Annotated in this window: 12 protein-coding genes; 8 read left to right on the forward strand and 4 right to left on the reverse strand. The window is 56.2% G+C overall.

The window, feature by feature from the left end; genetic code table 11:
* Positions 1-61 precede the first annotated feature (61 nt).
* Entirely contained in the window at positions 62-1,492 is a 1,431-nt protein-coding gene (locus ACOTYN_RS14145; RefSeq protein ID WP_045135494.1) for a 6-phospho-beta-glucosidase, read from the reverse strand.
* A 266-nt stretch (positions 1,493-1,758) separates the two neighbouring features.
* Here ACOTYN_RS14145 and purM point away from each other — a divergent pair, with 266 nt between their 5' ends.
* The 4 genes from purM to ppx all read left to right on the forward strand — a co-directional run bounded on the left by purM (position 1,759) and on the right by ppx (position 7,237).
* A complete protein-coding gene (purM, locus tag ACOTYN_RS14150; RefSeq protein ID WP_023331057.1) occupies positions 1,759-2,796 on the forward strand; it encodes a phosphoribosylformylglycinamidine cyclo-ligase in 1,038 nt (345 codons plus the stop codon).
* Complete coding sequence (gene purN / locus ACOTYN_RS14155; protein ID WP_014884779.1) at positions 2,793-3,434, forward strand: phosphoribosylglycinamide formyltransferase; 642 nt, start codon at positions 2,793-2,795, stop codon at positions 3,432-3,434. Before purM ends, purN begins: the two co-directional genes overlap by 4 nt.
* Before the next feature lie 200 nt (positions 3,435-3,634).
* Positions 3,635-5,695: a polyphosphate kinase 1 gene (ppk1, locus tag ACOTYN_RS14160; protein ID WP_014884780.1), complete on the forward strand. Its 2,061-nt coding sequence runs from the start codon at positions 3,635-3,637 to the stop codon at positions 5,693-5,695.
* A gap of 3 nt (positions 5,696-5,698) precedes the next feature.
* Positions 5,699-7,237 (forward strand): exopolyphosphatase, encoded by a 1,539-nt coding sequence (gene ppx, locus ACOTYN_RS14165; RefSeq protein ID WP_332958157.1) that lies wholly within the window; start codon positions 5,699-5,701, stop codon positions 7,235-7,237.
* A 4-nt stretch (positions 7,238-7,241) separates the two neighbouring features.
* Here the strand turns inward: ppx and ACOTYN_RS14170 are convergent, their stop codons facing one another.
* A complete protein-coding gene (locus ACOTYN_RS14170; RefSeq protein WP_332958155.1) occupies positions 7,242-9,482 on the reverse strand; it encodes an EAL domain-containing protein in 2,241 nt (746 codons plus the stop codon).
* 353 nt (positions 9,483-9,835) lie between these two features.
* Between ACOTYN_RS14170 and ACOTYN_RS14175 the strand changes: the two genes are divergently transcribed.
* Positions 9,836-10,024 (forward strand): YfgG family protein, encoded by a 189-nt coding sequence (locus tag ACOTYN_RS14175; protein ID WP_028014036.1) that lies wholly within the window; start codon positions 9,836-9,838, stop codon positions 10,022-10,024.
* Here ACOTYN_RS14175 and ACOTYN_RS14180 read toward each other — a convergent pair.
* Positions 10,021-10,911: a LysR family transcriptional regulator gene (locus ACOTYN_RS14180; protein ID WP_014884784.1), complete on the reverse strand. Its 891-nt coding sequence runs from the start codon at positions 10,909-10,911 to the stop codon at positions 10,021-10,023. The two genes, ACOTYN_RS14175 and ACOTYN_RS14180, sit on opposite strands and share 4 nt — an antisense overlap.
* 95 nt (positions 10,912-11,006) lie before the next feature.
* On the opposite strand from ACOTYN_RS14180, the gene ACOTYN_RS14185 reads away from it, so the two are divergent.
* The 3 genes from ACOTYN_RS14185 to ACOTYN_RS14195 are packed head-to-tail and all read left to right on the forward strand — an operon-like array spanning position 11,007 to position 13,508.
* A complete protein-coding gene (locus ACOTYN_RS14185) occupies positions 11,007-12,236 on the forward strand; it encodes an MFS transporter (RefSeq protein ID WP_332958152.1) in 1,230 nt (409 codons plus the stop codon).
* A 49-nt stretch (positions 12,237-12,285) separates the two neighbouring features.
* The gene (locus ACOTYN_RS14190; RefSeq protein ID WP_014884786.1) at positions 12,286-12,753 is read left to right on the forward strand and encodes a DUF6130 family protein; all 468 of its coding nucleotides are present in this window, start codon (positions 12,286-12,288) and stop codon (positions 12,751-12,753) included.
* Positions 12,754-12,764: 11 nt separating this feature from the next.
* Positions 12,765-13,508, forward strand: coding sequence for an alpha/beta fold hydrolase (locus ACOTYN_RS14195; protein WP_023337598.1), 744 nt, complete (start codon positions 12,765-12,767; stop codon positions 13,506-13,508).
* A 49-nt stretch (positions 13,509-13,557) separates the two neighbouring features.
* Here ACOTYN_RS14195 and iolB read toward each other — a convergent pair whose 3' ends face one another.
* Positions 13,558-14,382 (reverse strand): 5-deoxy-glucuronate isomerase, encoded by an 825-nt coding sequence (gene iolB, locus ACOTYN_RS14200; protein ID WP_047026859.1) that lies wholly within the window; start codon positions 14,380-14,382, stop codon positions 13,558-13,560.
* Positions 14,383-14,386: the final 4 nt, after the last annotated feature.

Below are 14,386 nucleotides of genomic sequence, written 5' to 3' on the forward strand. Positions count from 1 at the left end.
CTATGTTCCCGGTCTGATCTGTCACCTATGTATCCGGTCATACAGCAGCGCCACCGGGCAATTATAGCTGCTCGCCGTTGCTCGCAATCACCTGCTTATACCAGTCGAAGGACTTTTTCTTGCTGCGGTTCAGCGTGCCGTTCCCTTCATTGTCTTTATCTACAAAGATAAAGCCGTAGCGTTTTTTCATTTCACCGGTGCCGGCAGACACAAGGTCGATACAGCCCCACGGGGTGTAGCCCATCAGGTCTACACCATCTTCCACCACCGCTTTTTTCATCTCGCGGATGTGCGCAGAAAGGTAATCAATACGGTACCGATCGTTTACCGTGCCGTCACTCTCCTGCACGTCAATCGCGCCAAAGCCGTTTTCAACAATGAACAGCGGCAGCTGGTAGTGATCCCAGAACCAGTTCAGGGAGTAGCGCAGCCCAACCGGGTCAATCTGCCAGCCCCAGTCGGATTTCTGCACATACGGGTTAGAGACCAGGCTCTTGCTCTCGTCGTAATCAAGCTGCGGGTTGTCCGCCGTCGCCTTGGTGGCAAAGGACATGTAATAGCTGAAGCCAATATAATCAACGCAACCCTGGCGCAGCGCTGCTTTATCCTCATCGGTAATATCCAGCGCGAACCCGCGACGTTCAAAGTAGTTGAGCAGATGCTGCGGGTACTTACCGCGGACGTGCACGTCGGTAAACCAGTAGCGACGGTGCATCGCATTCATCGCCATCATCATATCGTCCGGCGCGCAGGTCAGCGGATAGATAGGACACATAGCAATCATACAGCCGATCTGCAGCGACGGATTAATTTCGCGTCCCGCCTTCACCGCCAGGGCGCTGGCCACCAGCTCGTAGTGCGCGGCCTGGAACATGACCGGCTCACGGTCTTCACCCGGCTCATACTTCAACCCGGAGTTGGTGAACGGCGCAAAATCTTCGTGGAAGTTAGCCTGGTTGTTGATCTCATTGAAGGTCATCCAGTACTTCACTTTATGCTGATAGCGCTGGAAGACCACTTTTGCAAAACGAACGAAAAAGTCGATCAGCTTACGGTTGCGCCAGCCGCCGTATTCCGTCACCAGGTGGAAAGGCATCTCGAAGTGAGAAAGCGTAATAACCGGTTCGATGCCGTACTTCAGACATTCGTCGAACAGATCGTCATAGAATTTCAGGCCAGCCTCATTAGGCTCCCGCTCGTCGCCTTTCGGGAAGATACGCGTCCAGGCGATGGAGGTACGGAAACATTTGAACCCCATCTCGGCAAAGAGTCTGATGTCTTCTTTATAACGATGGTAGAAATCAATGGCTTCATGGTTAGGGTAATTCTTCCCTTCCAGCACGCCGTTGGTGATTTCACGCGGCACGCCATGCGCACCCGCCGTCATGACGTCGGCAACGCTTACGCCCTTGCCGCCCTCTTTCCAGCCGCCTTCCAGCTGATGCGCCGCAACGGCACCACCCCACAGAAAATCTGCTTTAAATCCTGACATTCGCTTTCCCTCATTCTGCGTTATTTTCTGCAAAAACAATTACAGAAACCGGTTTCAGTTCGATGATGTGCAAAGGGGTTATCCGTTGCAAGCAGATCGCCGAAACCGGTTTCATTTTCGTGAACAGAGTCAAGTTTGTTGCCCCGCAATGGCCAGAGAGAAAAAAAGATCCCTGCACCGAGAATAGGCTCGCAAACGTTTGCCTGGACTGTTAGAATTGCGCCGATTTTTCTTACTAGCTATGCAATCGCGTGGGGACTTGAGCCGTGACCAACAAAACTTCTCTCAGCTACAAAGATGCCGGTGTTGATATTGACGCAGGTAATGCGCTGGTTGACCGAATCAAAGGTGTGGTGAAAAAAACCCGCCGCCCGGAAGTGATGGGTGGTCTGGGTGGATTCGGCGCACTGTGCGCGCTGCCGCAAAAATATCGTGAACCTGTTCTGGTCTCGGGAACTGACGGCGTAGGCACCAAACTGCGCCTGGCGATGGATTTAAAACGTCACGACACGATCGGTATCGATCTGGTTGCGATGTGCGTGAATGACCTGGTAGTTCAGGGTGCAGAACCCCTGTTCTTCCTCGATTACTACGCGACCGGCAAACTGGATGTGGATACCGCAGCCAGCGTCATTAACGGTATCGCCGAAGGCTGTCTGCAGTCCGGCTGCGCGCTGGTGGGCGGTGAGACCGCGGAAATGCCTGGCATGTATCACGGCGAAGATTATGACGTCGCAGGCTTCTGCGTCGGTGTAGTAGAAAAATCAGAAATTATCGACGGCAGCAAAGTGGCTGATGGTGATGTGCTGATTGCGCTGGCTTCCAGCGGCCCACACTCCAACGGCTACTCTCTGGTGCGTAAAATTCTCGAAGTCAGCGGCTGCGACCCACAAACCACTGAGCTTGAAGGTAAACCGCTGGCTGACCATCTGCTGGCCCCGACCCGCATCTACGTGAAAAACGTACTGGAGCTTATCGAGAACGTTGACGTTCACGCCATTGCCCACCTGACCGGCGGCGGCTTCTGGGAAAACATTCCGCGCGTCCTGCCGGATAACACCCAGGCGGTGATCGACGAATCCTCATGGCAGTGGCCGGCAGTCTTTAACTGGCTGCAGACCGCAGGCAACGTGAGTTCTCACGAAATGTACCGCACCTTTAACTGCGGCGTGGGCATGGTTATCGCCCTGCCAGCAAGCGAAGCCGATAAAGCGGTTAAGCTGTTGACCGAGAAAGGTGAAAACGCGTGGAAAATCGGTACGATTAAAGCCTCCGATTCCGAAGAGCGTGTGGTCATTGAATGAAAAACATCGTGGTGCTCATTTCTGGCAACGGAAGTAATTTGCAGGCCATCATAGACGCCTGCAAACAGAAGAAAATTAACGGCACCATTCGGGCAGTATTCAGCAACAAGGCCGACGCGTTCGGCCTTGAGCGCGCGCGGCAAGAGAGCATTCCCGCGCACGCGCTGGAAGCCAGCCAGTTCGCCGGGCGTGAAGCCTTCGACCGCGAACTGGTTAACGAGATTGATGCCTATGCACCGGACGTGGTCGTACTGGCGGGCTATATGCGTATTCTGAGCCCGGCGTTTGTCGAACACTTCGCCGGGCGACTTCTGAATATCCACCCTTCCCTGCTGCCAAAATATCCCGGCCTGCACACACACCGTCAGGTGCTGGAAAATGGCGATGAGGAGCACGGTACCTCTGTGCATTTCGTCACCGACGAACTGGACGGTGGCCCGGTGATCCTGCAGGCGAAAGTCCCGGTCTTTGATGGCGACAACGAAGACGACGTGACCGAGCGCGTGCAAACCCAGGAACACGCCATCTACCCGCTGGTGGTCAGCTGGTTTGTTGACGGGCGTCTTGAAATGCGCGACGGTGCAGCCTGGCTGGACGGCGTTAAGCTTCCGCCTCAGGGTTATGCGGCCGAAGAGTAGTTTGTTATGTCGGGTGGCGCTACGCTTACCCGACTTCTTGCATTACCCGATATTGCCTCCCCCAACTCTCTAAAATCCCCAACAAAAAAAATAACTGTCATACTTTTCTGGCACTGTTGGACATATCGTGGAAATGCTCGCCATAATAAGGACGAGACGGATTTACCACGTCCTGTGATTGAACTGGAGTGTGAGCTGTAATGGGTCAGGAAAAGTTATATATCGAGAAAGAGCTAAGCTGGTTAGCATTTAACGAACGTGTACTCCAGGAAGCGGCCGACAAAAGTAACCCGCTGATCGAACGCATGCGTTTTTTGGGCATTTATTCCAACAACCTGGATGAGTTCTACAAGGTTCGCTTTGCCGAGCTGAAAAGACGGATCATCATCAGCGAAGAACAGGGCTTAAATTCTCACTCGCGTCATCTGCTGGGTAAAATCCAGTCCCGCGTGTTGAAAGCCGATCAGGAGTTTGACGGCCTGTATAACGAACTGCTGCTGGAGATGGCACGCAATCAAATCTTCCTGATTAACGAACGTCAGCTTTCCGTTAACCAACAAAACTGGCTGCGCCACTACTTCAAACATTATCTCCGCCAGCACATTACCCCGATTCTGATTAACCGCGAAACCGACCTGGTGCAGTTCCTGAAGGATGACTACACCTATCTGGCCGTGGAAATTATTCGCGGTGAGTCCATCAGCTACGCGCTGCTGGAGATCCCGTCTGACAAGGTGCCGCGCTTTGTGAACCTGCCGCCGGAAACCCCGCGCAGACGCAAGCCGATGATCCTGCTGGATAACATCCTGCGTTACTGTCTGGACGACATCTTCAAAGGCTTCTTCGACTACGATGCGCTAAACGCCTACTCGATGAAGATGACCCGTGACGCCGAATACGACCTGGTCCACGAGATGGAAGCCAGCCTGATGGAGCTGATGTCCTCCAGCCTGAAACAGCGCCTGACGGCCGAGCCGGTCCGCTTTGTTTACCAGCGCGATATGCCGGACGCCATGGTGGAGATGCTGCGCGAGAAACTGACCATTTCGCGCTATGACTCCATCGTACCCGGTGGCCGTTACCACAACTTTAAAGACTTTATTGGCTTCCCGAACGTTGGCAAAGCCAACCTGGTGAACAAGCCGCTGCCGCGCCTGCGCCATCTCTGGTTTGATAAATTCCGCAACGGGTTTGACGCCATTCGCGAACGTGACGTCCTGCTCTACTATCCGTACCACACGTTTGAACACGTGCTTGAACTGCTGCGTCAGGCCTCTTTCGACCCGAGCGTGCTGGCGATCAAAATCAACATCTACCGCGTGGCAAAAGATTCCCGCATCATCGACGCGATGATCCATGCGGCGCACAACGGCAAAAAAGTGACCGTGGTAGTAGAGCTGCAGGCACGTTTCGATGAAGAAGCCAACATTCACTGGGCGCGCCGCCTGACGGAAGCGGGTGTGCACGTCATCTTCTCCGCGCCTGGGCTGAAAATTCACGCCAAGCTGTTCCTGATCTCCCGTAAAGAGGGCGAAGACGTGGTGCGTTATGCCCACATCGGAACCGGGAACTTCAACGAGAAAACGGCGCGGATTTACACCGACTACTCGCTGCTCACCGCCGACGCCCGCATCACTAACGAAGTGCGCCGTGTGTTTAACTTTATCGAGAATCCGTACCGCCCGGTGAGCTTTGACTATCTGCTGGTCTCGCCGCAGAACTCGCGCCGCCTGCTGTACGATATGATCGATAAAGAGATCGCCAATGCCCAGAAAGGTTTGTCATCTGGCATCACGCTGAAGCTTAACAACCTGGTCGATAAAGGTCTGGTGGACCGTCTGTATGCGGCGTCCAGCTCCGGCGTGCCGGTTAACCTGCTGATCCGCGGCATGTGCTCGCTGATCCCGGAACTGGAAGGCATCAGCGACAATATTCGCGTTATCAGCATTGTTGATCGCTACCTGGAACACGATCGGGTCTATATTTTCGATAATGCGGGTGATAAACAGGTCTATCTCTCTTCGGCAGACTGGATGACGCGCAATATTGACTATCGAATTGAAGTCGCGACCCCGCTGCTGGATCCGCGTCTGAAACAGCGTATCCTCGACATTATCGAGATCCTGTTCAGCGATACGGTGAAAGCGCGCTATATCGACAAAGAACTCAGTAACCGCTATGTACCGCGCGGCAATCGTCGTAAAGTGCGGTCGCAACTGGCGATTTACGACTATATCAAATCACTCGAGCAACCCGATTAACCTATGCCGATAAATGATAAGACCCCACGCCCGCAGGAATTCGCCGCGGTCGATCTTGGCTCTAACAGTTTCCACATGGTCATCGCCCGTGAGGTGGATGGCGCGCTGCAGATCATCGGTCGTCTGAAGCAGCGCGTACACCTGGCGGATGGTCTTGATGAACGCAGCATGCTGAGCGAAGAGGCGATGGAGCGCGGCTTAAACTGCCTGTCCCTGTTTGCTGAGCGCCTGCAGGGCTTCTCGCCTTCCAGCGTTTGCATTGTGGGGACCCACACGCTGCGCCAGGCGCTGAACGCCCCGGAGTTCCTCAAGCGGGCCGAAAAAGTGATCCCCTACCCGATTGAGATCATCTCCGGTAACGAGGAAGCGCGTCTGATTTTCATGGGTGTTGAGCACACCCAGCCGGAAAAAGGGCGCAAGCTGGTTATCGACATTGGCGGGGGTTCTACGGAACTGGTGATCGGCGAAGACTTTGAGCCGCGTCTGGTGGAAAGCCGCCGTATGGGCTGCGTCAGCTTCGCACAGATGTATTTCCCGGGCGGCGCCATCACCCGTGAAAACTTCCAGCGGGCGCGTATGGCCGCGGTCCAGAAGCTGGAAAATCTGGCCTGGCAGTACCGTATTCAGGGCTGGAACGTGGCGCTGGGCGCGTCGGGTACCATCAAGGCGGCGCATGAAGTCCTGCTGGCGATGGGTGAAAAAGACGGGTTTATCACGCCTGAACGCCTGACCCTGCTGACCGAAGAAGTGCTGAAGCATAAAAGTTTTGACGCCCTAAGCCTGCCGGGTCTTTCTGACGAACGTAAGGCGGTATTTGTACCGGGTCTGGCTATCCTCTGCGGCGTGTTTGATGCGCTTGCCATTAAGGAGCTGCGTCTCTCCGACGGTGCGCTGCGTGAAGGCGTGCTGTATGAGATGGAAGGCCGCTTCCGCCATCAGGACATTCGCAGCCGCACCGCGCAAAGCCTGGCCAACCAGTACAACATCGACCGCGAGCAGGCGAAGCGCGTGCTGGAAACAACGGTCCAGATGTACGAACAGTGGGAAGAACAGAATCCTAAGCTCGCGCACCCGCAGCTTGCCGCCCTGCTGAAATGGGCCGCGATGCTGCACGAGGTGGGGCTGAACATTAATCACAGCGGAATGCACCGCCATTCGGCCTATATTCTGCAAAACAGCGATCTGCCTGGCTTTAACCAGGAGCAGCAAACCATGATGGCGACGCTGGTGCGTTATCACCGCAAGGTCATCAAGCTCGACGATCTGCCGCGCTTCACGCTGTTCAAGAAGAAGCAGTTCCTGCCGCTCATCCAACTGCTGCGTCTGGGCGTGCTGCTCAATAACCAGCGTCAGGCCACCACGACGCCGCCGACGCTGAAGCTGACAACCGACGATCACCACTGGACGCTGAGCTTCCCGCACGACTGGTTCAGCCAGAACGCGCTGGTCCTGCTGGATCTGGAAAAAGAGCAGCAGTACTGGGAAGCGGTCACCGGCTGGATGCTCAAAATCAAGGAAGAGAGCGCCGACGTCGCCGCATGATGACTCAGGCGTCCGCGGTGGACGCCTCAGTTTCCGCCAGTGACTCAAGCGCAACCGGCTTGCCAATCAGATACCCCTGCACATAATCGATGCCTAGCGCGTGAACCGCGCTACGTATCTCTTCGGTCTCGACATACTCCGCCACCACCAGCATCTTCTTCATGCGTGCCAGATGGCAGATAGACGCCACAATCTGATAGTCCAGACTGTTGTTGACGATATTACGGATGAAGCTGCCGTCAATCTTGAGCATGTCGGCATCCACGCTTTTCAGCCGCGCATAGCTCGCATAACCGGTACCGAAATCATCAATCGCAATGCGTACCCCCATTTTCTGCAACTGCCTGAGGATATGTAGCGCCTGTTCCGCGTTGCAGAAGGTGCTGCACTCCGTCACTTCAAAGATCAGCTGCCACGGCTCGATGGCATAGTGGGTCAGCAGACGACTCACCTCGAGCGGGAACTGCACCCGACACACCGTTGAAGGGGCCAGATTAATGGCAAAGCGCTGGCCGGGCAGTTTCTCGCGGTGCGCTGCAAGGAAGCGCAGCGTGTGGTCCAGTACCCACAAATCCACCCGCGAAGAGAGTCCAAACTCCTGGGCAACGGGCAGGAATTGTTCAGGCGAGATTAACAGCCCGTTTGCATCGGTCATGCGCAGCAGCACTTCGTGATAGCTGTCCCCCCGCAGGCCGCGCACGGGCTGAACCAGCAGCGTGAATTCGTTGTTATCCAGCGCACGCTGCAGGCGACTCATCACCGCGACTTTATCCTTCAGGCTACGCTGCAGGTGGACGGCACCACGTTGCTGAAGGTTTTCCGGGTGGTTAGAGGAGAGCGACAGGTCAGCCACTACCCCCAGCTCGCCCAGCACCAGATAGAGGTGGTTGACGGGCGAACGTACATAGCAGTAGCTCACGCCCACCTGCGGCTGCAACGGTATGCCATCCCAGATAAAGCGGAACTGTTTGATATGTTCGTCCAGAGTTTCAATCCGCTGCTGGTGCGATTCCGCGTTAAGGCGAATCGCCAGGTCACAGCCCGTGAGGTGATAAACCTTTTCGTTGGACTGGAGCCTGGCATTAATCCATTGCGCCAGCCGCTGTTTGTACTGAATGCGCAGCAACACGCCATAGTTACGCCCCAGAATCTCCAGCTCAGGAATACGCACTAAACAGAGCGCCGACCACGGGTTTTTCGCCAGATCGCGCGACAGCGCCCGCAGGTTAGGCATATGCATAACCGGGTCGAGTAACGCCAGCCTGCGGGCACGCTTGTTCACCGCGCGCTGCCGGGTCGCCAGCATCGACATGTAAATCACCACGAACGAAAAGACCAGGTAACTGGAAGAGGTGATCGCCAGCTGAATGTCGTATCCCTGGTTCATTGGGATATAGCGGTAAAAATAGTGGATAGACACCAGCAGTATCGGCGTCCAGATAAGCGAAATCAGCTTATAGCCAAAGCGCATCGCCCCCCAGAGCATCACCGGCATCAGCAACGACAGGGTATAGTTGGTGGTGAAAATGGAACTGTTTTCATTCATCGGGAGCAGCAGCAGCGAAATCAGCCCGCCGAGCGCAACAGCCCAAATCAGAAACTCAGCGGGCGTCACTTTTGCGTCTATCTGGCTACGGATCTGCGAGATGAGACTGTTGAGATAACGCGGATGACGAATCAGGCGGATCAGCAGATAACATAGCGGCACGCCCGTCAGCCCGCTGACCAGCAGGGCCTGATAGTTAATCAGCGTGCGAATATTAAAAGGGTTCAGCCCCGCCAGGCTCTGACGACTCTCATATATGCCGAGATACACCGCAAACTGGAACAGCACCAGAAACAGCGTCGCAGGGCAGAAGGCCTGCCAGAACATACGCTGCGCCATCAGCCGCACATCGCCATAGGCCGTCATATTTCGTCTGGGCGCAAAAACCCGATAGCCGCCCCAGCTGAGCACTAACGGGACGATAAAATGGAACACACCGGCGACGGTTTCGAACAGCCCGACCGACGGGTAATAGCGAATAAACAGCGCCAGTACAATGCCGGGCAGAGCTTCCAGACCAAAAAACATCATCAGCGAAAGCAAAAAAGAGAGCGGTAAATAATAAAGCGCCGCAATGCCGTCGCCCAGCTGCGTGAACGTATTCGCCACGCTCAGCACGGGCAGTAACCCCACCGGCAAAATAAGCGGCAATGCCCACCAGCGGTTTTTATTGTTTTTAAGAAAAGCGAAAATGTTCATAGATGCCCGGTTAAACCCCTTTTACTCCAGAGGGAAAATAAAGACAGGCATCCAACCTGACCTGACGCCGCCCCGGTGATGTGCAGGGCGAACAGTGTGGAGGAAGGATTTTAAATACCAGAGCCGGGAATCCGTTGACTTAAATCAAACTATTTTATGCAAATAAGCCTTACATGCGTTTTTTTTGAAATAATTTTCCTCATATTATCAATATGGTAAATGCAACAATCAATTTCAATAACAATAATTAATGTAAACACTGACGGTTATTTACACATTGCGGAATTGACCCTGTCTTTCCGCTGTGCCTTAATATCCCCATCGCCCAAAAGGGCATGCCCAGGAAAAAGAGAGTGAGTCAGGCCACGCGTATGCGCAAACGACACCGTTTTAACACCCGAATGACCCGCATTATACTGCTCATCAGCTTTCTGTTTTTCTTTGGCCGCTTCGTTTACTCTTCCATTGGCGCCTGGTATCACCATCAGGACAAGATCCAGTCGCAGCAGTCCAGCCTGAACGTCGACGCCGCTGACCGTTAGCCCGCCGGATGGTTTTGCACCAGCCGAATAATTCCTGCTATCCCTTTGCTAAGGATCTTATCCTGCCGCATTACGATAGCCAGCTGTCGCTGCAGCATGGGCGTCAGCGACATCACGCACAGCCCTTCACGGTCAGCCTCATGCGCTACCGCCATTCCTGGAACGATACTGTAGCCCAGCCCCACGCGAACCATACGCTTAATCGCCTCAATGCTGCCAAGCTGCATCACCGGTGCGATCGTTAATCCGCTGGCAGCAAACCAGCCATCAATGAGCGTCCGGGTACTGCTGCCTGACTCAAAGGCGATCAGCGACTGAGCATGGAGCACCTCCGGGGTTAAGTGCCTGAAAGCGTCCTGCTGCGCCTGCGAAGCAATAAAGACAAACTCCTCGTCCATCACCGGCATGACGTCCAGCGCTTTGCCGCTGACCGGCAGCGTCACCAGCCCCATATCGAGACGGTTCTCTTCGATAGCCCGGACGATGTCGAGCGTGTTGCCCGTGGTTACGCCCACCCGCAGGAGCGGATAGTCGCGGCGCAGTTGCTCCAGTAACGGCGGCAAAAGATGGATACAGGCCGTCGCCCCCGTGCCAAGCGTAATGGTCCCGCTAACATCGTGTCTGAACGCACCCACGGACTGGAGGGTTTCATCCACCACCTGCTGAATGCGTTCCCCGTGGGCCAGCAGGGCCTCTCCGGCGGCCGTCGCCTTAATGCCTCGCCCGGTACGTTCCACCAGGCGCGTTTGCAAAAACTGCTCCAGCTGACGTACCTGCATGCTGACAGCGGGCTGGGAAATGCCCATCAGATCCGCCGCAGCGGAAAAACTGCCGCGCTGGATCACCAGCCGGAACGTCGCGAGATAGCCCAGATTAAGCGTCGTCATTCAAAGTTTCTCTTATACCGCGCATAAGGTTGCAGACCTGTTTGCACAATACCTCGCTCGCTATGCTGGGGACAACTGCATAACGGAATGAAACAATGGAAACTCCTGCCCTACCTCGTCGACTCGCCCTCACTGCCGGATGTCATCAACTCATCAACTGGGGGATCTCGTTTTATATGCCCGGTACCTTCGCGCTGGCGATATCAGCCGATCGGGGGTGGTCATCACCACAGATTTACCTCGGCCTGACGCTGGCAATGCTGGTGATGGCGGCGGCTTCCCCTTTCGTCGCCCACCTGCTGGCACGCTTTGGCGGCCAGAGGGTGGTGATGAGTGGCACGTTGCTGATCGCCGCAGGCTGCGCGGGTATGGCATATACCCAGACGTTATTTGGTTGGTATTGCGTCTGGCTGATCACCGGCATCGGGATGCGCCTGTCGCTGTACGATGCGCTGTTCGCCGCGCTGGTGAACCTCTACGGTCAGCAGGCGCGAAGAACAATCTCACGCGTCACGCTGGCGGGCGGGCTGGCATCCGCCGTCTTCTGGCCGCTGGGTGATGGCCTGCTCCACCTTATGAGCTGGCAAGAGGCGCTAAGGGTTTATGCCCTCTTTGGCCTGCTGAGCGCGGCGCTGATCCGCTCGCTTCCCCGGCAGCGGCTAACGGTGACGACAAAGGTCACCGCGCCACCTCTGCGCAACGAACGACGAAACGGCTGGCTTTATGCAGCCTTCATCGCCCTTTTCACCTTTGTCTCCAGCGGTACGTCTACCCATCTGCCAGAGTTTATCGCCAGCTTCAGCCTGCCGGTCACGATCGGCATCCTGTGGGGGATAGGCCAGACGGGGGCTCGCTCGCTGGAGGTGCTGGCGGGTGCCCGCTTAACGCCGTTCAAACTGACCCTTTTCACCGCCCTTGCCATGCCGCTCTGCTTTCTGATTGGGCTAAGCAGCACCCGGTTTGTCTGGTGTGCCGCCGGGTTTGTGCTGGGTTTCGGTGCCATCAACGGGCTAATGACGATAGTCAAAGCGAACCTGCCGCTGGAGCTGTTTAGCGTGGAGAGCTATGCCCGCCGCACCGGTATGCTGCTTATTCCTGGCCAGCTCACAGCAGCGGCTTCACCGTTTGCCTGTGCATGGTTAAACAAAACGCTGGGGATCGCCGGAACAATGTGGGTATCAACGGGGCTAACGCTGGTGATTGCCGGGCTGGCGATAGCGATTGTGCGCCGTCCCGGCAGGCAAACTGTAACGCACTGTATCCAGCGCACCACGCAGACAAACGGGTACAAAACACCGCCTCAGGCAAATATCACCGATACATAAAAATGGTTTTCTTTCCCTGTCGTCATTCATAACCGGAGGAGAGAGACCGATGATTCGTCGATATGTACTTTTACCCGTACTCGCCCTGGCATCTGTAGCGCATGTCCAGGCCACACCGCTGGGCAACCTCAGCGCCGCCGATGTTAATGGCCCAGCCGCCGTTGCGCCGTTGGCACAGCCGCAGCCGCCCGCAAAGCTGATAGTCGATCCACCGCTTGCCGGGCCGCTAAGCAAAGGCGCGGTGTTTATTCAGTACCGGGCCGAAAACCTGCGCATTGAACCTGTATTTGGGCCCGACGCGCTGAAAGTCACACCTCGCATCGGCCACATCCACGTCGTGGTAGATGACGCGCCGTGGCACTGGGCTGACGCCAGCGGAGAGCCGGTGATTCTGGTGGGTCTGCCCGCCGGTAAGCACAAGGTGACGATTATTCTGGCCGATCCGACGCATAAGCCCCTCGATCACAAAACCATCGAATTCACCGTGCCGCCCCACGCGGCGATCCACCATTTTTAAGGAGTCTGAAGATGAAAGCACTGTCTGTACTGACAGCAGGCCTGCTGGCGCTTTCGGCCAGCGCTTTTGCGGAAAATAAAACCAGCGTCGTGCTGGTACATGGCGCGTTTGCCGACGGCAGCAGCTGGAATAAGGTGATTACCCGGCTGCAAAAACACCATACCGAGGTTATCGCTGTTCAGCTCCCGCTTACGTCGCTAAAAGATGACGTTGCGGCCACCCAGCGCGCCATCGCCCGTGCTAAGGGGGACGTCGTGCTGGTCGGTCACTCCTGGGGTGGCACCGTGATTAGCGAAGCGGGCAACGATGCACGGGTTAAATCGCTGGTTTACGTGGCGGCGTTCGCGCCGGATTCCGGCCAGTCGACGGCAGAGCTGGCGAATACCTTCCCGGCCCCGCCCGGAAGTGCAGGCATCGCTAAAACGGCTGACGGCGACTTATACCTGCCGACCGAAGCCGTCAGGAAGGATTTCGCACCGGATGTGAAACCGGCTGAACAACTGACCATCGCCGCCACGCAGGGGCCAATTAAAGCCGATGCATTTGGCGAAAAGGTCACTCACGCCGCGTGGCACAATAAGCCGAGCTGGTATGTGGTGAGTGAGAATGACCGGATGATTAACCCCGCGCTTGAGCGCGCGATGGCGAAGACGATCCACGCGAAAACCACCGGGGTCGCGGCGAGTCACGTGTCGATGGTGAGCCAGCCAGAGGCCATCGCCCGAACGATTGAGCAGGCGTTAGAAGCAAGGTAAGCGTTTCACAGGCCGGGTAAGCGCAGCGCCACCCGGCAAAAAACCCGCTTCAGTGCTTGCCTGTAGCGGGATAATCCTGATTAATCCACGCGTGGTCTTCTTCCCAGGTAAACATCCATTTGCGTACCGGGCCGGCCATCACGTTGAGGTAATAGCTATCGTACCCGGCCATCGTCGCCACCGGGTGATATCCCTTCGGCACCATGACCACATCACGGTCGTAGACCGCCATGCACTCGTCCAGCGTTCTGTCGTCGGTGTAGACGCGCTGCATGCAGAACCCCTGCTGCGGATTAAGACGATGGTAGTAGGTCTCCTCCAGGTACGTCTCCTGCGGCGGGTTATCCGTGTCGTGCTTGTGGCTCGGATAGGAACTGGTACACCCTTCGTTGGTCCAGACCTCCACTACCAGCAGGCTGTCGGCAGATTTACCTTCCGGCAGAATGTTATGCACATAGCGCTGGTTGTGCCCCTTGCCGCGCGCCTCGCCGTCGATGTCCTGCGGCACAATCAGCCGCGTCGGGTATGTGCCTTTGCCCGGCGCAGCGCAGACGGCCAGCTCCAGCGTCGTCAGCGCCTTTATCTGCACCGTCTCCTGCGGGGTGACGTACACCGCCCACGGCTTAATGCGCTCAAACGGGCTCATCCGCTCGCCAATATCGTTAAACTGCGCGGAGGGCGTGCTGATGGAGGCGCGTCCGGCGACCAGCACCAGGCAGCGCTCTTCGTTGATGGCGGGCAGCGTCAGCACCTGCCCCTCCTGCAATTCATATGCCTCAAAACCGACATATCCCCAACCCGCACTTTCCGGCGTAACGGACTGGGTGCGCCCCTCAGCATTCGGCTGTTGCCAGCGTGATAACAGACGTGACATGTCA

Origin of the sequence: Enterobacter cloacae complex sp. IR5458 (assembly GCF_049238025.1) — a bacterium.
Taxonomy (GTDB): Bacteria; Pseudomonadota; Gammaproteobacteria; order Enterobacterales; family Enterobacteriaceae; genus Enterobacter; species Enterobacter kobei.